The organism is Streptomyces sp. NPDC101191, from assembly GCF_044767915.1.
GTDB lineage: Bacteria > Actinomycetota > Actinomycetes > Streptomycetales > Streptomycetaceae > Streptomyces.
Map to the genome: position 1 here is coordinate 893,441 of NZ_JBIWOU010000002.1, position 23,265 is coordinate 916,705.

Genomic DNA, 23,265 nt, shown 5'->3' on the forward strand with positions numbered 1-23,265 from the left:
CCGCCCCCGCCCACGCCCACGGAACGGTCGCCGGGCGAGGGGCGGCCCGCGGTGCAAGGCTGAAGGCGCACCGGACCCGTGAAAGGGAATGCGACATGATCACCACGGACTTCGTCCCCGGCTCTCCCTGCTGGCTCGACCTCGGCGCCCCCGACGTCCGGGCCGCCGCGGCGTTCTACGCCGGCGTCCTCGGCTGGGCGTACGAATCCTCGGGCGACGGGAAGGCCGCGGAAGGCGGGATGTTCCGGAAGGACGGCAAGGTCGTCGCCGGTCTCGGCCCCCTCACCGAGGAGGGCGCCCGCTCCGCCTGGATGGTCTACTACAGCGTCCCCGACGCCGATGCCACGACACGGGCCGTCGAGCGCGCCGGCGGCACGGTCCGGGTGGCGCCGAAGGACTACGGCGAGGCGGGTCGGATGGCCCAGTACAGCGACCCCCTGGGGGGACAGTTCGCCGTGTGGCAGCCGGGCACCGTGAAGGGCGCGGAACGGGTGGACGAGCCCGGTTCGCTGTTCTGGACGGAGCTGTACACGCCCGACGTCGCGGCGGCCAAGCGGTTCTACGGCGGTGTCCTCGGCTGGTGGTTCAGCGACATGGAGCTGCCGGGCGGCGGGGGCACGTACTCCCTCGTCACCCCGGCCGGACAGCCCGGGGAACGTATGCACGGCGGGCTCATGCAGATGCCCGCGGAGAACCTCACCCTGGCGCGGGGACACGCGTACTGGCACCCGGTGTTCCATGTCGACGACTGCGACGCCGCGGTCGGCCGGGTGACCGCGAACGGCGGCAGCGTGCAGATGGGGCCGGAGGACGCGGAAGGGGTCGGCCGTCTCGCCGTGTGCCTGGACCCGTCGAATGCCGACTTCGTGGTCCTCACCCCGAGCCGCGACTGAACCCGCCACGGGAGGCGGCCGGCCGCCCGACAGGGCGGACGCGGCGGCGGGCCGCCTGTCTGCGGCGACGACGTCGCCGGTCACGGTGCGTCAGCCCGGCCGGCCCGGGTGGGAGGGTCCGGCTCCGGGCCGGCTCCTCCGCGGGGCGTCATGGGCGGCGAGCGCGGCGTGCAACGTGAGCAGGTCGGCTCCCGGGGCCGGATCGAGGCCCGTGAGGTCCGTCGCCTTGCGCAGGCGGTAGTCCACCGTGTTCGGGTGGACCTGCAGCCGGGCGGCGGCCCGGCGCCGGTCGAGTCCGCACGCGAGGAACGTGCGCAGCGTGTCCAGCAGTTCGGGACGCGCGTCCAGTGGGTCCAGCAGCGCCGCCAGCCCGTCCCTGGCCGGGCTCGGTCTGCTGAGCTGGTACTCCAGGAGCAGGTCGTCGAGCAGATACAGTCCGGGCCCCCGCCCCGCTCCCTCGGCCACCTCGCGCACCTCGCCGGCCAGTCGGGCCGCTCGGGCCACGCCCTCCGGTGCGGCGACGGCCGCCGCCACGAGCAGCTCGGCGCCGCACAACCGCCCGAGCTGTGCGACGAGTCGGGCGAGCCGGTCCCGGTCCGCCGCGCCGAAGTCGGCGGCCGGCGCCTCGTGCGGCATCAGGACCAGACCGCCGTCGGCGGAGAGCACGGACAGCGGGACGCCGGTGCTGTGCCGCTGCAACTCGTTGCGGAAACGGCGGAGTTTGCGGCGCACCACGACGGGCCGGTGCACGCCGGGCAGCAGCTCGTCCGGGTGCGGCTCCATGCGGATGCTCAGCACCAGGTAGCTGGGCGGCAGCCGGATGCCGGCGCGGTCGGCCGCGGCCCGCGGGCTGCCGCCCTCCAGTAGCCGGGAGAGCAGCGACTGCAGGGCGACCTGCTCGTCGCCGAGTGCCGCCTGGCGCTCCTGCACGTACCCGGCGGCCACCGAGCTGCTCACCAGCCGCAGGTAGCCCAGCAGGCGTCGCTGGATCAGCAACACGTCGGCCAGGTCGCCCGGTCGGGCGGCCGCGAGGACATGGGCGGCGCACTCCTCGGCGCCGAGGTGGTAGGCGCCGACGACCGCCTCCAGGGGTACGCCCTCGTCGGCCCGCCGGGCGGCCGACTCGCGCATGGCGGCCTGTTCGGCGTCCCCCGGCAGCTCGCCCGTGCGCAGCACCTCGGCGAAGGCGCGGATGCCGCGCTCCACCTGCTTGGTGATCTCCCCGCGCAACTGTTCCGAGGGCAGCGTCCCGTAGACGGGCAGCTGTTCCACGAGGCGCGCCATGACGGCGGACTCCATGTCCGCCGTGGCCGCCAGCAGACGTTGGCTGACGGGTACGCCGCCGATCTGCGGCGCCCGGCACCCCGCGCCGCCCTCCACCCCGTTGGACACGGTCACAATCCACCTCGCGAATCTCTGTCGTCCGCTCCGGGGACGCGGTCCCGCACGGCCGCGATGATGGTCGGCGGAAGTCCCCTACCGGTTGGTAACACGTCCGGTCGGTGGACCACCAGCCGGGGACGGTTCGCGGCCGCGCCGTCCGCCGGGCCCCCGCGCCCCCCGCTCCGGCCGGAGACACGGGTGCGAGGGGCCCGCGCATGTCCGCTCACCCCCCGCCACGAATCGAGGAAAGCCATGTCCAGGACGGCCGTTCGCATGATCGCCGTAGCCGTCGCCACCGCGGCGGCCATGACCGCCGCACCGGCGGCCTCCGCCGCCGCTGCCGAGGCCACGACGTACGAGGCGACGGGCGCGGCCGGCGACCCCTTCTACCGCTACGACGGCGCCGAACCCCTGGCCTCGTACGCCCCGGGCACGGTCCTGAAGACCCGGACGCTCCCGTACCACCTGCTCGGGATCCCCACCCCGGTGAAGGCGGTCCAGCTGCTCTACCGCAGCACCGACGCCCTGGGCCGCCCGTCCGCCAACGTGACCACGGTGGTGCGCAGCCCCACGGGCGACGGCACCCGGGCGGTGTCCTACCAGTCGTTCTACGACTCCCTCGACCCCGAGGACGGTCCGTCCCGGGCCGTCGCCGGCGACGTCAGCCTGGGCGGCCTGATCCCCCACGTGGAAGTGGCCCTGGTGGCACCGCTGCTGGCGAAGGGTTACGACGTCGTCATCCCGGACACCGAGGGGCAGCGTGCCGACTTCGCCGCCGGACCCGAGTACGCGACGAACACCCTGGACTCGATCCGTGCCGCGACGAGGTCCCCGGAGACGGGACTGGACTCCGCCACCCGGTTCGGGCTCATGGGGTATTCGGGCGGCGCCATCGCGACCGGCTGGGCCGCGGCCCTCGCGCCCGGCTACGCACCCGACGTCGACCGCAGGCTGGTCGGCTTCGCCGAGGGCGGTCTGCTCGTGGCCCCGGCGCACAACCTGAAGTACGTGGACGGTTCGCTCACGTGGTCCGGCGTCATCCCCATGGCGGTCATCGGCGTGGCCCGCTCCTACGACATCGATCTCAAGCAGTACCTCAACAGCTACGGCCTGAAGGTGTACGCGGAGCTCGAACACGGCTCCATCACCGACGCGCTCGGCCACTACCCCGGCCTGACGTGGAAGAAGATGGCGAAGGCCGAGTACGCGGACCCGAACTCCGTGCCCGAGTTCGTCGAGGCGGTCAACCGGGTGAACCTCGGCTCGGCCGCCACCCCGACCGCCCCCGGCTTCATCGCCCAGGGCAACGCGGGCGTCCTGGAAGGGACCTTCGGCAACCCGCCGGGCATCGGCACGGGTGACGGCGTCATGGTCGCCGGTGATGTGCGGACGCTCGCCCGGCAGTACTGCGCCACCGGCAACACGGCCATCTCGTACCGCCAGTACGACCTGCTCAGCCACTTCGGCGCCCCGCTGGTCTGGGCGCCCGCCGCGCTCGAGTGGCTCGACGGGCGCTTCGCCGACCGGCCGGCCCCGTCCGACTGCGGCCGTATCCCCGCGGGCAACTCGCTCGCGCCGGAACGGCCCGCGCCGCGGTCCTGACGACGGCGCCGAGGTCCTGCCGCGGCCGGTCCGCGGCAGGACCTCGCGCGCACGCCCGCACGTCGGCCGACCGGCGTGCGCCTCAGCGGTGCCGCAGCGAGCCCGGCCACCAGACCACGGGACCGATGTCCCGGACGAGGGCCGGGACCAGGAGCGACCGGACCACGAGGGTGTCGAGCAGGACGCCGAAGGCCACGATGAAGGCGATCTGGACCAGGAACGCGAGCGGGATGACGCCGAGCGCGGCGAAGGTGGCGGCGAGGACGACACCGGCCGAGGTGATGACCCCGCCCGTGGCGACCAGCCCCCGGCGGACACCCTCGCGCGTGCCGTGCAGCGCCGTCTCCTCGCGCACCCGGGACATCAGGAAGATGTTGTAGTCGACGCCGAGGGCGACCAGGAAGACGAAGCCGTACAGGGGGACGGACGAGTCGGTGCCGGTGAATCCGAAGACGTGCTCGAACACGAGGGCGGAGACACCCAGGGTGGCCAGGAAGTTCAGCCCGACCGTCGCCACCAGGAGCACGGGCAGCAGCAGGGAGCGCAGCAGGCCGACCAGGATCACCAGGATGATCACGAGCACGACCGGGACGATGAGCATCCGGTCCCGTTCGGCGGTGAGCTGCGTGTCGTACTGCTGGGCGGTGTAGCCGCCGACCACGGCATCGGCGTCCGGTACGGCGTGGAGGGCGGTGCGCAGCCGGGCGACGGTGTCCTTGGCGGCGTCGGAGTCGGCGGCGTCCGTGAGGGTGACGTCGATCCGGACCCGCCCGTCCGCGACGAGCGGCTGTGCGGTGCCGGGCGCGGCGAAGAGGGTCGCGGAGTCGACTCCGTCGACGCCCTCGGCGGTGGTGCGCACCGTCTCGGCGGGGGCGGCGTCGGCGATGACGACGGCGGGGTTGCCCGCGCCGCCGGGGAAGTGCTCGCCAAGGCGCGCCTGGGCGGCGACGGAGGGGGCGTCCTTGACGAAGATCTCGTCGAGCGGGACACCCTTCGAGTCGAGCGTGACGGAGAAGGCGGCGCAGGCCAGCAGCGCGGCGAGCGAGCCGGCCCACACCTTGCGCGGCGCGCGGTCGACGAGGGCCGCGACCTTGCGCCAGACGGGGTGGGCGGCGTCTCCGGTGGTCGCCTTGGGGCGGGCCGGCCAGTAGGCGGCCCGGCCGAGCAGGACCAGGGCGGCGGGCAGGAACGTCAGTGCGCTGATGACGGCGCAGGCGATGCCGATGGCGCCGACGGGGCCGAGGGCGCGGTTGTTGGTGAGGTCGCTGAGGAGGAGGGCGAGCAGCCCGAGCGCGACGGTGGCGGCGCTCGCCACGATCGGTCCGAAGGACTGCCGCAGAGCGGCGCGCATGGCCGGGAACCGGTCCCCGTCGCGCGCGCCGAGCTCCTCCCGGTAGCGGGCGGCGAGCAGCAGGGCGTAATCCGTGGCGGCGCCGATGACGAGGATGGAGAGGATGCCCTGGACCTGCCCGTCGACGCGCACGATGTCGTGGTCGGCCAGCACGTACACGACGGCACAGGCCAGGCCCAGGGCGAACACCGCACCGACGATGATCAGCAGCGGGAGCAGGACGCTCCGGTACACCAGGAGCAGGATCACCAGGACGGTCACGAGGGCGACGACGAGGAGCAGTCCGTCGATGCCGGCGAAGGCGTCCTTGAGGTCCGCCTGCGTGGCGGCGGGGCCGCCCAGCCACGCCACGGTTCCCGGCACGGCGGACGCCGCCGCGTCGACCCGCTCCAGTGTCGCGGGCAGCGCGTCGCCGAGGTCGGGACGGAGCTGGACGATGCCCCGCAGGGCCTCGCCGTCCTGGGAGGGGAAGGCCGGGGAGGGGGCGCCGACCACGCCCTCCACGCCTTGGAGGGTCGACAGGGCCCGGGTGGCGGCGGCCTGCGCCGACGGGTCGAGGCGGCCGCCGGCCTCCGCGGTCCAGACGACCAGGGCGGGAAGGGTCTCTTCCTGGCGGAACGCCTCCTGGGCGCGCAGGACCCGGGTCGACTCCGCGCTGCGGGGCAGGAAGGCGGCCTGGTCGTTGGTCGCCACCTCGCCGAGCTTGCCGGCGTAGGGGCCGAGCCCGCCGCCGACGGCCAGCCAGACGACGAGCATCAGCAGCGGCAGCAGTCTGCTCGCCCACCGCAGAGGTGCGGACATGGAAACTCCCCGGGCATCTCTCGACAGTAAACAATCTCAACGATCGAGATAAATTGAAGCACGAAGCTCCGGGAGCTCGAGCCTCCGGGGTCGGAGGGGTGCCGGCGCTCCCGTCGACCACCCTGCCTTCCGCACGCCGGTACGCCGCGGATGCAGTCGGCGGGAAAAAGGAAGGTGGTGGCCGGCGGCCGCTCAGCGGCGGGGGACGCGCAGCTCGCCGAGTTCGTCGTTCAGCGCGTCGAAGTACCGCAGGACGACCGCGAGTTCGTCCTCCGTGAACCGGCCGCGCGCCCGGTCCGCCGCCTGGGCGAGGGGCATGAAGTAGGCCCGGGCCACCGACTTGGCGCCCGGGACGTAATGGATGCGTACCACCCGCCGGTCGCCCTCCGCGCGGCTGCGCCGGATGTGACCGGCCTTCTCCAGCCGGTCGAGGCAGGCCGTCACGGCGCCCGAGGTCAGGCCGAGGTGCTCCCTGACGAGTCCCGGAGTGGCCGTGTCGGGGTTGTCTAGCACGAAGGAGAGGGCGTGGATGTCCGTGGGGTGCAGTCCCTGGGTGACGGCGAAGCCGTGGACGAGCCGGTTCATCTCCCCGATCGTCCGACGCAGGGCCACCCCGAACTTCTGCAGCTCGACGCCGCTTTCGTCCGCAGCCCCGGCCTTCTCCGTATGCCCTTCACCCACGCGCCCAGCATAGGTGGAAGCGGAGGGAAAGACGGAATCGGCCGCCCTCCGGCTACCCGCCCCGCGACCGCGGGCCGTACCGCCACCGCCGCCCACTGCCCCGTACGGCGGGACCGCCACGCCGCCCCCGCCGGCCCGCCGCCCCCGGAACGCCGGACCGCCACCGCCGGCCAGCACCGACGGACCGCCACCGCCGCCCATCACCGCTGCCCCCTACGGCGGGACCGCCACGCGGCCCGCGCCGGACCGCCACCCCCCGACCTGCACCCCCGGACCGCCACCCCCCGGACCGCCGGACCGCCACCGCCGGAGCCGCCGTCCCCTTCAGCCCCGCCCGACGGGTGCGGCCGCACGAAGGCCCGTAGGTTGGGGAGTGGAGCAGCCGGGGGCAGAAAGGGGTGCCTGCGGTGGCATCGCGGATCGATCACGAGGCGCTCTTCATCGCCACGCCGAGCCCCTACCTGGTGCTGGGGCCGGATCTGGTGATCATCGACGTGAACCGGGCCTACCTGGACGCCACCGGACGCACCCGGGAGGACCTGCTCGGCCGGCACGTCTTCAGCGCCTTCCCGGACAACCCCGCGGACCCCGGCGCCGACGGCGTGCAGAACCTCAACGCCTCCCTGCGCCGGGTCCTGACCAGCCGCAAGCAGGACACCATGGCCCTGCAGAAGTACGACATCCCGGTCATGGGGCAGCCTGGCGTCTTCGAGGAGCGCTGGTGGTCGCCGGTGAACACCCCCGTCCTGGATCCGGACGGGCAGGTGCTCTACATCATCCACCGGGTCGAGGACCTCACCGCGTTCGTCAAGGCCCACCAGGCCACCGCCCCCTCGGGCCCGCCGGTGAACCGGCACCTGAAGGAGACGGAGGCACTGGAGGCCGAGCTGTACGTACGGGCCCGCGAGCTGCAGCGGCTGAACGAGGAACTGCGCCAGGCGCACACCCGTGAGCGCGAGGTCGCCGTCACCCTGCAGGAAGCGATGCTCCACGCTCCCGACCTCGCCCACCACGCCCACGACGTGGCCGTGCGCTACCTGCCCGCCACCGGCTCCCTGAACGTGTGCGGCGACTGGTACGACGTCGTCGACATCTCGCCCGACTGCCTCGCCCTCGCCGTCGGTGACGTCATCGGGCACGGCCTGCAGGCCGCGGCCGTCATGGGGATGCTCCGCAGCGCCCTGTCCGCGGCCGTCCGCGCCCTGGAACGGCCCGCCCAGGCCCTGGAGGTCCTCGGCCTGTACGCCCGCTCCGTGGAGGGCGCCCTCGGCACCACCGCGGCCCAGACGCTCGTCGACAGCCGCAGCCTCCTGATCACGTACAGCATCGCCGGCCATCCCCCGCCCGTCCTGGTGCACCCGGGCCACGGCTGCCTGCTGCTCGACGGGGCCACCGACCCGCCGCTGGGCGCCCGCCCTCAGCACGTGCCCCGTCCCCAGGCCAGCCTCTCCTACCGCCCCGGCGACACCCTCGTCCTGTACACGGACGGGCTCATCGAGCGCCGGGGCGAAGACATCGACACCGGACTGCGCCGGCTGACCGACGTGATCGTCGAGTGCGACCGCCTCGACACCGAGGACTTCGCCGACACGATCCTGGAGCGCCTCGACGTCGCCGGCGGTGGCCGGGACGACATCGCGCTCGTCGTCGCCCGGCTCTGATCAGACCGTGTCGGTCCGCGCCGCGGCCCGCCGCGCGGCCGGGGGAACCGGGGCGGCACCGGGGGCGATGACGATCACCTCGTCGGCCTCGCTCCACGTCCTGGTGTACGCCTTCGGCGGGTTGATCCGTACGCCGTAGTGCGGGGGCTCCCCCGCCCGCAGGGCGGAGCGGTACCCGATCGCGCACCCGCCGCGGCGCGAGGCAGCCTCGGACAGCGTGGCGAACGACGCCCGGCGCCCCGGCCGGACGAAGTCGGCGGCCGGGCAGAGGCGGATCGTGTGGCCGTCGGGGCTGAACAACTCCTCGAAGACGGCCGCGAGTCGGGGGTTCTGCGAGATCTGCGTCATGAGCAGGCCGATCACCTTGCCGCTCACGACGAAGTCGGCGCCCGGAGCGACCGGGGCGATGAGCCGGTTGCGGTCGTCGACCATCTCCGTGATCACGGGCACCCGCACACCGGTCGCCCGCTCCCGGGCCCTGAGGTGGAGCAGAGTGACCAGGGCACGGTCGTCCGGGTCGTCCTGCCCGGGCCGGCGGTCGGGGCCGAGGACGATCACCCCGTAGTAGCCGGCCAGGTCGAGCGCCTCGACGCTCTCGCGCGATGTGGGGTCGCCCGGCCGGTGGACGACCGTGAGGCCGTCGCCCGCCGCCCGGTCGGCGGCACGCAACCCCGCCACCGTGGCGGCCTTGCGTTCCGCCACCACGTCGAGGGCGGAGCCCGGCGGCGCCGACCGGGCGAGCTGCTCCACGATCCGGCCGGCCCTGCGGTTCCAGCCGAGCAGCAGCAGGCGCTCCGGCCCCCCTGCCCGTGACGGGGGTGCGTCGACGAGTGCCGTGGGGTCGTAGGGATGGGCGACCTGCTCCACGCGCGTCGATCCGGTGTCGCGGGCGATGACGACCAGGTGGTCGCCGTCGGCCAGCCGCAGTCCGCCGGGCGGGCCGAGGGCGAGGTCGCCGTTCGCGTGCGAGACGCCGACGGCGGTGGATACGGGGCAGGCCGCGGCCGCCTCCCTGAAGGTCCGGCCGGTCAGTGCCGGGTCCCGCACGGTGGAGAACTCGTCGCCCGCGTAGTCCAGGAGTTCCTGGTGGACGAGGGAGAGGCCGGGGTGGCGGGCGCACTGCACGAGCAGGCGGGCGGAGACGTCGTCGATCTCCAGGACGGTGGCCCCGGGGCCGCCCGCGAGGCGGGCCGCCGCGAGGTAGCGGTCGTCGCGCACGGCCGCCACGACCGGTACCTCGCGGCCCTCGCCGACGACCGCGCGCAGCGAGAGCAGGGTCTTCACCACCTCGGCGTCCTCGTCGGGGGCGTCGCGCGGCAGGACCACGACCGCGGCGGCGGTGGCCGGGCTGACCCGGGCCAGCGTGGCGGGGTCGGTGGGGCGGCCGCTGCGGAGGACCACGCGCGTGCGGCCGGTGTCGCCGACGTCGGCCCGTAAGTCCTCCTCCATCTCGGCGGGATCGCGGTCCGCGAGGACCACCACGACTCCCGAGCGCCGGACGGCGTTCGCGGCGACCAGCTCGGAGACGACCGTCGGCAACTGCTCGGACCAGCCGAGGACCACCGTGTGCCCGGTCTCCAGGACGGTGGAGTGGCCACGGCGCAGGGCGATCAGCCGGTCGGTGATGCCCGCGGTGATGAGACTGACCAGGGTGGACACGTAGAAGAGGGCGACCAGGGCGAGGAGGACCGACAGCACGACCCGCAGCGGCGGCCCCACCTCGCCGCCGAGCCGCATGGTCTGGCCGGTGCTGCGCCACACCGCGGCGATCTTCGACCCCATGGTGAGCGGAGCCCGCCGGTCGGTCCAGACGAGGGCCGCGCTGACGGGGATCACCACCGCCAGGCAGGCGAGGGCGAGCCAGCCGACGAGGGCGTACGTGCCGCGGGCCAGGGTGCTGTCGAACCAGTACCGGAAGCGGGCCTCGACGCTGCCGGGCCGGTCGCCCGGACGATGCCGGTCGCCCGGACGCCCACGAAGGACGGGGGGCCGCCGGGCGGGGGGCCGGGGGCGTTCCGGCATGGCGGCCCGCTGCCGGGGAACGCCCGTATCTCCTGCTTTGCGCACATCGGAAGCGTGCCGGGCGGCCACGCGCGCCGGGGCCGCGTCGCCGCGGATTCATCCCTTCGTGATCGTCTGCGCGGAGTCCGTACGAGCGGCGCGCCACCCCCATGAGCAACGAAAGGTTGCGCATCCCGGCGGACAGTCTTACCGTTATATGCAACCAAAGGTTGCGAGAGACCGGGAGAGCGACATGGCGAGCGGCACGGAGCGCGGCAGCATCGAGCGGGAGATCCACATCGACGCGGGACCCGAGGTGGTCTACGAGGTCATCAGCCGGCCCGAGCATCTGCGGGAGTGGTGGCCGGACGAAGCGGAGTTCAAGCCGGTGCCCGGTGCCTCAGGAGCCATCACGTTCGGCCACGGCACCTCGGCGGAGGCGACGGTCGTCCCGCTCACCGTGGTCGAGGCGGACCCGCCCCGGCGCTTCTCCTTCCGGTGGGTCCACGACCAGGGCGAGGCCGCGACGCCGGCCAACTCGCTTCTGGTGACCTTCGACCTGATCCCGGCGGGCGAGGGCACGCTGGTGCGCTTCACCGAGACGGGGTTCCGGGAGAAGGGCTGGGAGGCCGCCGTGCTGGAAGAGCAGTACCGCGAGCACGTGACCGGCTGGGACCACTTCCTGCCGCGCCTCGTCGCCTACGTCGCGCGGGTGGTGTCGAAGCCGTGAGCGCCACCGTCGACGACGAGCTCTGGACCGCGGTCGGCGACCCGACCCGGCGGCGGATGCTCGACCTGCTGCTGGCCGGCGGCGGGACGGCGACCACCCTGAGCGAGCAGCTGCCCATCACCCGGCAGGCGGTCGCCAAGCACCTCGGCGTACTGCACCGGGTCGGCCTGGTCCAGGTGACGCCGTCCGGACGCGAGCGCCGCTACGAGGTGGACGAAGCCCAACTCGCCCGCGCCGTGGCGCAACTGGCAGCGGTCGGGGCCGCCTGGGACGCCCGGCTCCAGCGCATCAAGCGCATCGCCGAGGCGATCCAGCGCAGCCGGGAGAGCTGATCCCGAACCACGCGCCTCCCCGTCCCGACGAGCGGAGGACAACCACGCCCGCACGCGGGCGCCCATCCGAGAAAGAGGTGGCGAGATGATGGACATCCTGCACAGGATCGGAGTCCTGTCGGCCCCCGACGCCGTCTACGCGGCCCTGACCACGGTCGAAGGGCTGGCGGACTGGTGGACCGAGAACACCGAGGGCGACACCGGGATCGGCGGAGTGATCCGCTTCCGGTTCGAGGCCGGCGGCTTCGACATGAAGGTCCTGGAGGCCCGGCCCGACGAGCGGGTGGTCTGGGAGGTCGTGGACGGCCCGGAGGAGTGGATCGGCACCCGGGTCCGCTTCGACCTCAAGGAGGAGGACGGCTTCACGATCGTCCTGTTCCGGCACGAGGGCTGGAAGGAGCCGGTGGAGTTCATGTACCACTGCAGCACCAAGTGGGCGATCTTCCTGATGAGCCTCAAGCGGCTGGTCGAGACCGGCAAGGGCGAACCCGCGCCGCGCGACGTCAGGATCGGCAACTGGCACTGAGGCGCTCCGAGCCCGTGAGGCCCCCTCGCCGTTCGCCGGCGGGGGCCTCACGGGTGTTCCGCCCGACCGGGCGAAGCCCGGCACCGGCGTGGCGATGAGTCCGGCGTCCCCGGCGGGTCTACCTCTTGACGGAGACAACCAACGCGTCGGGAGTACGTCATGGGCCTCATCCACATCGAGATGTTCACGACCCTCGATCTCGTCGGGCAGGCGCCCGGCGGGCCCGAGGAGGACCCGTCGGGGTTCCCGTTCGGCGGCTGGCAGGCGCCGCTGCTGGACGAGGTCGCCGGGGCGCAGATCGACGCCGCGTACGAGGGCACGGACGCCCTCCTCCTCGGCCGGCGCACGTACGACATCTTCGCCGCCTACTGGCCGCACCAGAAGGGCGGCGAGGACGGCGACATCGCCGACCTCTTCAACAGCGTCCCCAAGTACGTGGCCTCGCGCGGCCGGCCCGACCTCTCGTGGGCCGGGTCCACGCAGCTCGGCCCGGACCTGGCCGGGGCGGTGCGCGAGATCCGGGACCGGCACGAGAACGTGAAGGTCGTCGGGAGTCTGAACCTGGTCCAGAGCCTCCTGCGGGAGAAGCTCTTCGACCGCATCGACCTCTGGGTGCACCCGATCGTGCTCGGTGTCGGCAAGAAGCTGTTCGAGGACGGCACGGTGCCCACCAACCTCACGCTCCTCGAACCCCCGGTCGCCAGCGCGAAGGGCACCGTCTACCTGCGCTACGGGCTCGCCGAGGGCACACCCGCCACGGGGGACATGAGCGCGCCAAATCGCGGACTCGGCGACGAGGCCTGAGCCACCCGCCCGGAGCGGGCCCGCCCCCCGAGCCGGGCGGGCCCGCTCCGGCATGCCCCCACGCCCCCTTACCGGCCCCTGACTCCCCACCGCCCCAAGCGCCCCCACACCCTCCTCCCGCGCCCTGCCCCCGCCCCTGCCCCTCCACCGCGCCACGTCCCCCTCGCCCGCCCCTGACGTCCCACCGCGCCTCGCCCCCCACCGCGCCTCGCCCCCCACCGCGCCTCGCCCGCCACCGCCCGTCCCCCGCCGGGCCGCCCCGACGCCGCTCGCACCACCGGCCGAAGAGCGGTCCGGCGCAGTCGTCCCCCGCTCGCGGGTGTTCCGGCGCACGCGGGCGAACACGGCCGGCGCACGCGGGCGATCAGGGCCGACTCTCCGGGCGCGCGGGTCCGCGCTCACACATGCGTGTGACAGGGGCCCGCCGGGCCGCGCACGGCAGAGGGCCTGGTAGCGAGGAAAGAGCGGCGGGCGGCGACCTCCAAGATCGGCCGAACGGCGCAGTCTCCGGAATTGCCTCCACGAAAACAGACATGTACGGACATACGATTTTGCCGAGTTTTCCGGGAGTTTCGCTTTTGTCGGCTCTTCCGATCGGCATTCCGGCCGTTCACGCCAACCCGGTGTGAGGCCCTTTCCGCTTCTCATTCCTGGAGAAACACATGCGCGTTGCCGTCACCGGTGGCGGTGGTTTCCTTGGGTCGCATCTGTGCGAAGCGCTTCTGCGGCGCGGCGACTCGGTGGTGTGCCTCGACGACTTCTCGACGGGCGACCCCGAGAACATCGCCCCGCTCCTGTCCCACCCGGGCTTCGCCTTCCAGCACACCGACGTGAGCGAGTCGATGGACGTCGCGGGCCACATCGACGCCGTGGCCCACCTCGCGTCCCCCGCCTCGCCGCCCGACTACCTGCGCCGCCCCCTGGAGACCCTGGCGGTCGGCAGTCGCGGCACGGAGAACGCCCTGCGGCTGGCCCTGCTGCACGACGCGCGCTTCATCCTCGCGTCGACCAGCGAGATCTACGGCGACCCCCTGGTGCACCCTCAGGAGGAGGCGTACTGGGGCAACGTCAACTCCATCGGCCCGCGCAGCGTCTACGACGAGGCGAAACGATACGCCGAGGCGGTCTCCGCGGCCTACCGCCGCACCTACGACGTCAATGTCGGCATCGCGCGCATCTTCAACACCTACGGACCCCGCATGCGCCCGCACGACGGCCGGGTGGTGTCGAGCTTCATCACCCAGGCCCTGACCGGGGAACCCCTGACGATCTACGGCGACGGAAAGCAGACCCGGAGCTTCTGCTACGTCGACGATCTGATCCGCGGGCTGGTGGCGCTCCTCGACTCCACCGAGATGGGTCCGTTCAACCTGGGCAACCCGGTCGAGCGCACCGTCTCCGAACTCGCGGAGACCGTCCTGGCGATGACGGGATCGACCTCCGAGGTGAAGCACCACCCGCTGCCGGTGGACGATCCCGTCCGCCGCCGGCCGGTGATCACCCGGGCGCAGGAGGTCCTCGGCTGGCAGCCGGAGATCGACATCACCGAAGGCCTGCGCAGGACCGTCGCGTACTTCGCCGCCCGGCCGGACCGGCTCGGCGCCTCGGCCGCCGCCATCCGCGGCGGCCAGGACATGACGGTGCCGCTCGCCGCCGTGACCGGCACGCCCACGGCGGCGCAGACGATCCCCGGGCCGGCGGTCGCCGCCGCCGGCATGACCTCCGCGACGGCCTCCCGCCCGGCCGGCTCGGGCGGCTGACCTCCGGTCACGCCACGCCTCCCCCGCGGTGCCCGCCGCGCACCGTCCCGCCGCCCCACCCCCGCGGTGCCCGCCGCGCACCGTCCCGCCACGCCTCCCGCGGCCACCGGCGGCCGCGGGTTCCCGTCGCCGTCTCCGTATCCACCGCCCCCGCAGACGCACCGCCTTGGAGAACTCGCCGTCATGACGTCGTTGGAGCAAGGTCCCGCGCCGGGAACCGGCACCGTCCGGGATCTCCCACCCCTCGCCCCCGCCCCCGGCTCACCGGAGGAATGGGAGGCGCTGGGTGCGGAGATCCGAGCCCTCTCCGGCGGCTCCGTGGCCTCCATCGGCCCCGACGGCCCGGTGCTCGCCGGCCCGCCGCGGCGGCTGAGGACACTCCCGTCGAGCTTCGTGCGGGCCTTCTCCCGCTTCGACCGTGTCGTCGTCGTCCTGCTGTCCCTCGGCTGGCTGGTCAGTCTGGTCTGGTTCTGGACCTGGTGGCTCCAGCCCTCCCACCGCATCGGCTGGCTCGGCCTCCTCGTCAACAGTGCCCTGCTGGTCTATCTGACCTATCTGCCGGTGCACTTCCTCGTCGCCCTGATCCGGATGCGCCGCTTCGATCCGGCCGTACGGGTGCCCTCGCTCCGCACGGCCTTCGTCGTCACCCGCGCCCCGTCCGAGACCTGGGACATCGCCCGCACCACCCTGGAGGCGATGCTCGACCAGGACTTCCCGTACGACTACGACGTCTGGCTGTGCGACGAGGACCCGACCACCGAGATCCTCGACTGGTGCCGGGCCCACGGCGTCTCCGTCTCGTGCCGTCGCGGCCGCGCCGACTACCACCGCGCCGAATGGCCACGACGCACCCGCTGCAAGGAAGGCAATCTGGCCTTCTTCTACGACCACTGGGGCTACGCCCGGTACGACGTGGTGGCCCAGCTCGACTGCGACCACGTCCCCGGCCCCCGGTACCTCACCGAGGTCGTCCGCCCCTTCGCCGACCCGGCCGTCGGCTACGTCGCCGCGCCCAGCGTGTGCGACTCCAACGCCGCCGAATCCTGGGCGGCCCGCGGCCGGCTCCAGCGCGAGGCCATGTTCCACGGGCCCGTACAGCTGGGCCACTCGGGCGGTCTCGCTCCGGTGTGCATCGGCTCGCACTACGCCGTCCGCACCCAGGCCCTGCGGGACATCGGCGGCCTCGGGCCCGAACTCGCCGAGGACTTCTCGACCACATTCCTGCTCAACTCCGCGGGCTGGGACGGCGCGTTCGCGATCGACGCCGAGGCGCACGGCGAGGGTCCGATCACCTTCGGCGCGATGATCACCCAGGAGTTCCAGTGGTCCCGCAGCCTGGCCGTGATGCTGCTGGGGATGCTGCCCCGCCACCTCGGCCGGATGCCCCTCAAGCTGCGCGTCCGCTTCGGCGCCGCGCTGATGTACTACCCGCTGCTGGCCGCCGCCACGGTCATGGGCATCCTGCTGCCGCCGATCGCCGCGGTCACCGGTACGCCCTGGATCAACGTCAACTACGGTGAGTTCCTGGCGCACTTCTGGGGCATGTCCGTCTGGCTGATCCTGCTGACGCTGCTCTGTCGCCGCCGCGGACTGCTGCGCCCCCACGACGCCCCGGTCCTCAGCTGGGAGATCTGGCTGTTCGGTCTGTCCCGCTGGCCCTACGTGGCCTGGGGCGTGCTCGCCGCGGTACTGCAGAAGCTGCGGCCCCGTCAGATCACCTTCAAGGTCACGCCGAAGAAGCGCGACGGCCTGGAGCCGCTGCCCCTGCGCACCGTCGCCCCGTACCTGCTGATCACGACCTTCCTGTCGGGCTCCGCGCTCGTCGGCCAGTTCACCGGCCCCGCCGTGGGCTACGTCTTCCTCTGTCTCCTCGGCGCCGCCTCGTACGCCGCCGTGACGCTCGTGATCGGCACGCTGCACGTCAAGGAGACCGCGCGCGCGACCGGCGCCCCGTTCCTCCGGGCACTGCGCACGGCCGCGCTGCCGCTCTTCTGCGGGCTGCTGTGCCTGCTCCCCCTCGGGCTCGCGGTCACCGTCTTCCCCACCTACCTCACCGGCTTCTACGCATGGTGACGGTCCGGCCCGCGTGGCCGGTCGAGAAATGAGGTTCCCCGTGCCCCGTACCGTCCTCGTCACCGGCGGCGCCGGATTCATCGGCAGCCACACCTGCGTCGAACTGCTCGGCGCCGGCCATGAGGTCGTCGTCCTCGACGACCACTCCAACAGCTCCCCCGAGGCCCTCGAACGCGTCGCCAAGATCGCGGGCCGACCGATCGCGGCGGCCCACGTCGCGGATGTGCGGGACCGCAGGGCCCTGGACGCGGTCTTCGAGGCCCACCCGATCGACGCGGTGATCCACTTCGCCGCGAAGAAGGCCGTCGGTGAGTCGGTGCGCATTCCGCTCACGTACTACGACATCAACGTCGGGGGCACCACGGCCCTGGTCTCGGCCATGCACGCCCACGGGGTGCACCGGCTGGTGTTCTCGTCGTCCTGCTCGGTCTACGGCGACACGACGGAGGTCCCGCTGACCGAGGAGTCCCCGGCCGCGCCGACGAACCCGTACGCCACCAGCAAGTGGACCTGCGAGCGCATCCTCGCGGACATGTGCCGGCACCTGCCCGAGCTGCGGGTGCTGGCCCTGCGGTACTTCAACCCCACCGGCGCCCACCCCACCGGTCTGCTCGGCGAGGACCCGCACGGCGTGCCCGACAACCTCATGCCGTACCTCACCCAGATCGCCGTGGGCCGCCGCGACGAGCTGAGCGTGTTCGGCGACGACTACCCGACGCCCGACGGCACCGGGATCCGCGACTACATCCACGTCGCGGACGTCGCCGAGGGGCACCGTGCGGCCCTCGACCACATCGACGACGAACCCGGCATGCGGGTCTTCAACCTCGGCACCGGGCGCGGCGCGTCCGTCCTGGACCTCCTGCGCACGTTCGAGGAGGTGTCCGGGCGGTCGATCCCGCACCGCGTCACGGGGCGCCGCCCCGGCGACGTCGCGGAGCTCGTCGCGGATCCCTCGAAGGTCACCGCGGCCTGGGGCTGGACCGCCCGGCACGACCTGGCCGCGATGTGCCGCGACGCCTGGCACTTCCAGCAGCAGAACCCGCGCGGCTACGCCCCCTGACCGTGCGCACGCCCGCCCGCCCCCTCCATCCCCCATCCAGACAGGAGCACATCGCATGCGGTTGACCGTTATCGGCACGGGATATCTGGGAGCCGTGCACGCCGCCTGCATGGCCGAGATCGGACACGACGTCCTCGGCGTGGACGTCGACCCCGCCAAGGTGGCCGACCTCGCCGCAGGCCGGCCCCCCTTCTACGAGCCGGGATTCGAGGACGTCCTGACCCGGGCACTCGACTCCGGACGGCTGCGCTTCACCACCGACCTGCGTGAGGCGGCGGTGCACGGCGAGGTGCACTTCATCTGCGTCGGGACGCCGCAGCAGGCCGGGTCCCAGGCCGCCGACCTGCGGTACGTCGACGCCGTCGTCGACGGACTGGCTCCTCATCTGTCCGCGCCCTGCCTGATCGTCGGCAAGTCCACGGTCCCGGTGGGCACGACCGCCCGCCTGGCCGCCCGCGTCGCCCGGCTGGCGCCTCCGGGCGCGCGGGCGGAGCTGGCCTGGAACCCCGAGTTCCTGCGGGAGGGTTTCGCCGTCGACGACACGCTCCGACCGGACCGGATCGTCGTCGGCGTGACCGGCCCGGAGGCGGACGAGACGCTGCGCCGCGTCTACGCCCCCATGCTGGCGGCAGGCGTCCCTTACCTCGTCACCGACCCGAGCACGGCGGAGCTGGTCAAGGTCGCGGCCAACTCCTTCCTCGCCACGAAGATCTCCTTCATCAACGCGATGGCCGAGGTCTGCGACGCCACGGGCGCGGACGTCGTCACGCTCGCCGACGCCCTGGGCCACGACACCCGGATCGGGCGGCGCTTCCTGAACGCCGGCCTCGGCTTCGGCGGCGGCTGCCTGCCCAAGGACATCCGCGCGTTCTCCGCCCGCGCACGGGAGCTCGGCGTCGGACCGGCGGTGGCGTTCCTCGACGAGGTCGACGAGATCAACCGGCGGCAGCGGAGCCGGACCGTCGCCCTCGCCGAGCGGATGCTCGACGGTGACCTGACCGGCCGGCGGGTGACGGTGCTCGGCGCCACGTTCAAGCCGGACAGCGACGACGTCCGGGACTCGCCGGCCCTGGCCGTCGCGCTCGAGCTGCACCGACGGGGCGCCCAGGTCCGGGTCCACGACCCCGAGGGCGCGGCGAAGGCCGGACTCGCCCACCCGGAGCTGCACTGCGGCACGGACCTGCTGACGGCGTGCCGGGGCGCGGAGCTGGTGCTGCACCTGACCGAGTGGAGCGAGTACCGGGAGCTGGATCCGGTGAAGCTGGCCCGCCTGGTCCGCACCCCGCTGCTGATCGACGGGCGCAACGCGCTCCCGCACGACGAGTGGCGCGCGGCCGGCTGGACGGTGAAGGGGCTGGGCCGCCCGGCCGCGCCGCCGGAGGCGCAGCGGTCCGCCGCGTCGGCGCCGGAATCCCTGCGCGCCCTCATCGTCTCGCCGGCGGCCGCCGGTCCGGAGGCCTCGGCGGTGCCGGTCGGTCCCGCCGCCCGGACGTAGTTCGGATACGCGCCGCACGACGTGACGCTGCCCGGCCCACCGGTCCCCCGACCGGCGAGCCGGGCAGCGTCACGTCGTGCCCGGCCGCCCCCGCGACGCGCGGCGCCCGGGTCAGTCGGTGGTGCGGGGCTGGACGGCCCCGACCACCGGCGTCCGCGGCACGTCGTTGCCGAAGTAGTCCATGGGTCCCGGGTCGATGCCGAGGGTCCGCGGATCGAGGCCGAGGGGCACCTGGCCCTCGCAGCGGGGCACCAGGTTCTCGGCCCCGGCTCCGTCCGTGACCGGGGCCGTCAGACCGCTCAGGCACGGGTCGTCGCTGAGGCCGGTCGGTCCGCCGTCCAGCGTCTCCTGGCCCGAGGCGGTGCGCCAGCCGTCCAGGGACGTGTAGCGGTTCAGGCCCCACTCCACGGCCCAACCGCCGGTGCTGTAGTAGTCGTTGCCCTGGAGCTTGACGGTGGCCCGGCCGTACGACGACTCCGTCGAGACCAGGGGGCCGCCGTCGGTGGCGAAGATGTTGTTGGCGACGCGTACGCCCGCCATGCCGTCGCGCAGCCGCAGGGCCGGGGGCCGGACTCCCGCGGCGGCCGCGGATCCGAGGCTCCGGGTGCGCATCACGACGGTGTTGTGGTGGATGTCCAGGCTCTTCATGCGGGTTCCGTAGGCGACGATGCCGCCGTATTCCGGAAGCTTTCTGGCGTCGTCCCAACTCATGTTGAAGCGGACGACGTTGTTCTTGTGGGCACCCGTCGGCATACCGGAGTAGACCAGGAAGCCGGGGCCGTCGTTGCCGTAGGCGAGGTTGTACTGCATGACGGACGAGGACACGTTGTTGTCGAGGCCGAACCCGCCGCCGTCGACCCGTGAGCCGGTGCGGTTGTGGTAGGACCTGTTGCGTTCGAGGACCACGCGCGAGGAGTCGTAGACCCAGATGCCCTCGGGCCCCTCCTCCGCGTCGGCGGCGGACTTGGCGCCGTTGTCGTGGGCCACCGAGTTCACGACCTTCGCGTCGAGCACGCTGCCCAGCGAGATCCCGCTGCCCGTGTTGCGCTCGTCGCTCCGCGGGTCACCGGAGTTGGCGTACGCCCGGACGCCGTCGATCCGGAGCCCCGTGTGGGCGTAGGCGGGACGTTCGGCGCGGAACTGCGGCCCGTAGACGACGAGTCCGCTCTCCAGGTTGTCGTGCAGGGAGACGTCGGCGATCCGTACGTCGCTGAAACCGGCGACGGCGTCGTCGTCGGCGCCGACGCTGATCCCGTTCTGGAAGCCGCGCGCCTCCACGTTCGTGATCGTGACGTGACTGAGCCGGCGGTTGTCCGACAGGCTGTTGCGGAGGGCGATGCCGACCCCCTCGCGCCGCGAGGTGCGGTCGCCGACCAGCGCGATGCCCCTGATGTCCACGCCGGCGGTGTTGCGCACCGTGATGCCGGACGTCCCTCTCGGGGCGATCGTCGCCCGGCCGACGCCGTACGAGTCGATCACGACGGGCTTCGTTCCGCTGCCCGCCTCTCCCTCGTCCACGGTGATGCTGCCGGCGAACCGCTCGCCGCCCTTGAGCCGCAGGCGGTCGCCCGGCTGGAACCGTGCGCCGTCGGCGTGGTCGAGGGTCCGCCACGGCTTGTCCGGGGACATCCCGTCGTTCCTGTCGTCGCCGTCGGCGCTGACGTAGAACGTGAAGGGACCTCCGCCGGCCGGGCGGGCCGGCCGGTAGACCCCGGGTACGTCGCAGCCGGTGAGCGACAGAAGCACCGCGGCCGAGACTGCGGCAGCGGCCCTCAACGTCCGGCTCCGGTTCTCCGCGTTCACGCATACCCCTTAAGGACTGTTTTCACCTGACATGCCCCCACAGGCGGACAGACTGCCAGAAGGGGGACACGCGAAACGCCGACGACGACACGGCAACCGAGTCACGTCCGGGGTGTCGGTCGGCATCGCCCGGCGGAGCTGCGGCGATTCACGGGGGGTTCCGTGGTGCGGACGCCCGCCACAGGTCCACGGTGCGCCGACGTCGCGGTCCGGCCGGGAAGCCGCGGACGTGTCCGCTCGCCGCCGCCCGGTCGGACCCGTGCTCGGCCTCGCCGCGGTTTCCGGTCGCTGTGCGCGGGCGCCTACCGGACGGGCTGCTGCTGGGTGACGCAGTGGATGCCGCCGCCGCCCGTGCCGAGGCGGTCGATGTTCAGCTGCTCGATGACGCGGTCCGGGTAGAGCCTGGCCAGGGTGGCGCGGGCGGCCGCGTCGGCCTGGGTGTCCCCGAACTGGCCGGAGATGACGGCCCCGTTGCACAGGTAGTAGTTGGCGTAGGAGGCGAGGAAGTCCCGGTTGGTGGAGCGGATCTTGTAGTAGTCCGGGCCCTGGAGCCTGCTCACCGCCATCGGGGCGCCGGTGGACGTCGTGGCGGCGGACAGGACGCTGTACTGCTGTCGGGCGTCGCGCGCGTAGGCGTCCGTGTCGGTGGACAGCGGCATCTGCACGAGCGCCTTGCCGGGGGCGAGGAAGCGGGACGTGGCGTCGACGTGGTCGTCGGTGATGTCCTGGCCGCGGACGCCGTCGAACCAGATGACCTTCGTGGCGCCGTAGGCGGCGCACATCGCCTCCTCGATCTGCCGCTCGGTCATCCCGGGGTTGCGGTTGCTGTTCACCAGGCTGCTGCGGGTGGCCATGAGGGTGCCGGCGCCGTCCTGCTCGACGGCGCCGCCCTCGCCGACCAGGTCGGCGTAGGTGAAGGGGACGCCGGCGTAGGAGGCGATCCGCTCGGCCACGAGGGCGTCCCTGGCGTGGGTCTGCTTGCCGCCCCAGCCGTTGAAATTGAGGCCGACCGCGTCGAGGCCGCCGCTGCCGTCGGTGCGGAAGACGGGACCGGTGTCGCGCATCCAGCAGTCGTCCACGGGGATGGAGCTGATGACGGTCACCGTGGAGCCGCACAGCGAGCGGGCCTTGGCCGCGCTGCCCGAGTTGGCGCACATCACGACCGGCTCGTACTTCGCGATCGTCCGGGCGATCAGGGCGATGTCCGCCTGGACACCGCTCAGCTTGCCGCCCCAGATCGAGGTGCTGTCCGGCCAGGCCATCCAGGTGCGGGTGTGGCGGACGTCCTCGATCGGGACGGCGAAGGCGCCCGCCACGGCGCTCCGGTCCGCCGGTGACGCGGCGCCGGCGCGCGCCTCCGTGGCGGCCAGGGCCGTTCCGACCGCGGCCAGTCCGGCGAGCTTCAGGAACCGGCGCCTGCCCGTCCCCGCGGTGTCGGCGGGGTGGCTCTCGGCGTGATCGTTCACGTGTACCTCCTGGGTCAACTTCCCGCGGTACGTCCGCGGTTGGCACGAAAACTAGAACTGACCGAGCGCTCGGTCAATATTTTGGACGCGTACGGTCCCCGAACCGGCGGACACCCTGGCGCGGCGATCCCCGGGAAGCGCCGAACCCCCAGGTGGCGGGCGGGAGGCCTGATTAGAGTGAGGCCATGGCTGCATCCGCGAAGGACCCCCGGAACCTCACCGCTCCCCCGCCCAGGACGGGCACGACAGCGCGGACCCGCTCCTCGGCCAAGGGCGAGCAGACCCGCGCGCGGCTGATCGCGGCGGCCCGCACCCTGCTGGCGGGCGAGATGAGCGAGCGGTTCACCACGCGCAACGTGGCGGCCCTGTGCGGGGTGTCCCACGGAATGTGCCACTACCACTTCCAGGACCGGACCGATCTGATCCTGGCGGTCATCACGGACATCCGCCCCGAGTGGATCTCCCCGCTGGAGGAGACGGTCGCCGCCCCCGGCACCTTCGCCGAACGCGCCGAACGCGTGCTGGACCTGCTCGGCAGGCCCGAGGGGACGGACCTGGCCCACCTCCATTCCGCGCTGCACTGGCACGCGTTGAACGACGACCGGGTGCGCGAGTCCCTGGAGGCCGAGTACCGGCGCTGGCGCGCCTGTTTCGTCGCGCTGTTCCAGGTGCTGGCGGACGAGCGCGGCGGGGACCTCGACCCGCGCCCGCTCGGCGAGGCCGTCGCCGCGGCCGTCGACGGACTGGCCGCCCTGGACTCCCTGGACTCGGAGGTCGACACCGGGTCCGTCCTGCGGGTCCTGGTCCGCACGCTCGCCGCCGGGGCCTGACCCGGCCCCG

18 protein-coding genes are annotated in these 23,265 nt (G+C 73.2%); 12 read left to right on the forward strand and 6 right to left on the reverse strand.

The window, feature by feature from the left end; all coding sequences use genetic code 11:
• Window positions 1-95 precede the first annotated feature (95 nt).
• The gene (locus ACIRQF_RS10915; protein WP_404090895.1) at window positions 96-893 is read left to right on the forward strand and encodes a VOC family protein; all 798 of its coding nucleotides are present in this window, start codon (window positions 96-98) and stop codon (window positions 891-893) included.
• A gap of 90 nt (window positions 894-983) precedes the next feature.
• On the opposite strand, the gene ACIRQF_RS10920 is transcribed toward ACIRQF_RS10915, so the two are convergent.
• Entirely contained in the window at window positions 984-2,291 is a 1,308-nt protein-coding gene (locus ACIRQF_RS10920) for a PucR family transcriptional regulator (RefSeq protein ID WP_404090898.1), read from the reverse strand.
• 237 nt (window positions 2,292-2,528) lie between these two features.
• Between ACIRQF_RS10920 and ACIRQF_RS10925 the strand changes: the two genes are divergently transcribed.
• Window positions 2,529-3,878 (forward strand): lipase family protein, encoded by a 1,350-nt coding sequence (locus ACIRQF_RS10925; protein WP_404090901.1) that lies wholly within the window; start codon window positions 2,529-2,531, stop codon window positions 3,876-3,878.
• Window positions 3,879-3,960: 82 nt separating this feature from the next.
• Here the strand turns inward: ACIRQF_RS10925 and ACIRQF_RS10930 are convergent, their stop codons facing one another.
• Together ACIRQF_RS10930 and ACIRQF_RS10935 are read right to left on the reverse strand one after the other, a co-directional pair.
• The gene (locus ACIRQF_RS10930) at window positions 3,961-6,030 is read right to left on the reverse strand and encodes an MMPL family transporter (RefSeq protein WP_404090904.1); all 2,070 of its coding nucleotides are present in this window, start codon (window positions 6,028-6,030) and stop codon (window positions 3,961-3,963) included.
• Window positions 6,031-6,222: 192 nt separating this feature from the next.
• Window positions 6,223-6,711, reverse strand: a complete 489-nt coding sequence (locus ACIRQF_RS10935; protein ID WP_382480216.1) for a MarR family winged helix-turn-helix transcriptional regulator — start codon at window positions 6,709-6,711, stop codon at window positions 6,223-6,225.
• Between the two features lie 407 nt (window positions 6,712-7,118).
• Here ACIRQF_RS10935 and ACIRQF_RS10940 point away from each other — a divergent pair, with 407 nt between their 5' ends.
• Window positions 7,119-8,372 (forward strand): SpoIIE family protein phosphatase, encoded by a 1,254-nt coding sequence (locus ACIRQF_RS10940; protein ID WP_389759345.1) that lies wholly within the window; start codon window positions 7,119-7,121, stop codon window positions 8,370-8,372.
• On the opposite strand, the gene ACIRQF_RS10945 is transcribed toward ACIRQF_RS10940, so the two are convergent.
• Window positions 8,373-10,394 (reverse strand): NAD-binding lipoprotein, encoded by a 2,022-nt coding sequence (locus tag ACIRQF_RS10945; RefSeq protein WP_404090908.1) that lies wholly within the window; start codon window positions 10,392-10,394, stop codon window positions 8,373-8,375. It abuts the gene before it with no gap.
• Window positions 10,395-10,626: 232 nt separating this feature from the next.
• On the opposite strand from ACIRQF_RS10945, the gene ACIRQF_RS10950 reads away from it, so the two are divergent.
• From ACIRQF_RS10950 to ACIRQF_RS10985, 8 genes are all read left to right on the forward strand, one after another.
• Window positions 10,627-11,103 (forward strand): SRPBCC family protein, encoded by a 477-nt coding sequence (locus ACIRQF_RS10950; protein WP_382480210.1) that lies wholly within the window; start codon window positions 10,627-10,629, stop codon window positions 11,101-11,103.
• The gene (locus ACIRQF_RS10955) at window positions 11,100-11,435 is read left to right on the forward strand and encodes an ArsR/SmtB family transcription factor (protein ID WP_376636354.1); all 336 of its coding nucleotides are present in this window, start codon (window positions 11,100-11,102) and stop codon (window positions 11,433-11,435) included. Before ACIRQF_RS10950 ends, ACIRQF_RS10955 begins: the two co-directional genes overlap by 4 nt.
• An 85-nt stretch (window positions 11,436-11,520) precedes the next feature.
• On the forward strand, window positions 11,521-11,961 hold the full coding sequence (locus ACIRQF_RS10960) for an SRPBCC domain-containing protein (protein WP_404090912.1): 441 nt from the start codon (window positions 11,521-11,523) through the stop codon (window positions 11,959-11,961).
• A gap of 159 nt (window positions 11,962-12,120) precedes the next feature.
• A complete protein-coding gene (locus tag ACIRQF_RS10965) occupies window positions 12,121-12,765 on the forward strand; it encodes a dihydrofolate reductase family protein (RefSeq protein WP_404090914.1) in 645 nt (214 codons plus the stop codon).
• A 662-nt stretch (window positions 12,766-13,427) separates the two neighbouring features.
• Window positions 13,428-14,525 (forward strand): UDP-glucuronic acid decarboxylase family protein, encoded by a 1,098-nt coding sequence (locus ACIRQF_RS10970; protein WP_376636360.1) that lies wholly within the window; start codon window positions 13,428-13,430, stop codon window positions 14,523-14,525.
• Window positions 14,526-14,708: 183 nt separating this feature from the next.
• Window positions 14,709-16,598 carry a glycosyltransferase gene (locus tag ACIRQF_RS10975; protein ID WP_376636362.1) on the forward strand — a complete coding sequence of 630 codons (1,890 nt, stop codon included), beginning with the start codon at window positions 14,709-14,711 and terminating at the stop codon, window positions 16,596-16,598.
• 40 nt (window positions 16,599-16,638) lie between these two features.
• On the forward strand, window positions 16,639-17,661 hold the full coding sequence (gene galE / locus ACIRQF_RS10980; RefSeq protein WP_389759353.1) for a UDP-glucose 4-epimerase GalE: 1,023 nt from the start codon (window positions 16,639-16,641) through the stop codon (window positions 17,659-17,661).
• Between the two features lie 55 nt (window positions 17,662-17,716).
• The gene (locus ACIRQF_RS10985) at window positions 17,717-19,156 is read left to right on the forward strand and encodes a UDP-glucose dehydrogenase family protein (protein ID WP_404090918.1); all 1,440 of its coding nucleotides are present in this window, start codon (window positions 17,717-17,719) and stop codon (window positions 19,154-19,156) included.
• Between the two features lie 111 nt (window positions 19,157-19,267).
• Here the strand turns inward: ACIRQF_RS10985 and ACIRQF_RS10990 are convergent, their stop codons facing one another.
• Both ACIRQF_RS10990 and ACIRQF_RS10995 read right to left on the reverse strand, forming a co-directional pair.
• A complete protein-coding gene (locus ACIRQF_RS10990; RefSeq protein WP_404090921.1) occupies window positions 19,268-20,902 on the reverse strand; it encodes a right-handed parallel beta-helix repeat-containing protein in 1,635 nt (544 codons plus the stop codon).
• A 359-nt stretch (window positions 20,903-21,261) separates the two neighbouring features.
• Window positions 21,262-22,425 carry an agmatine/peptidylarginine deiminase gene (locus ACIRQF_RS10995; RefSeq protein ID WP_404090924.1) on the reverse strand — a complete coding sequence of 388 codons (1,164 nt, stop codon included), beginning with the start codon at window positions 22,423-22,425 and terminating at the stop codon, window positions 21,262-21,264.
• Window positions 22,426-22,610: 185 nt separating this feature from the next.
• Between ACIRQF_RS10995 and ACIRQF_RS11000 the strand changes: the two genes are divergently transcribed.
• Entirely contained in the window at window positions 22,611-23,255 is a 645-nt protein-coding gene (locus tag ACIRQF_RS11000; RefSeq protein WP_376636372.1) for a TetR/AcrR family transcriptional regulator, read from the forward strand.
• Window positions 23,256-23,265 lie beyond the last annotated feature (10 nt).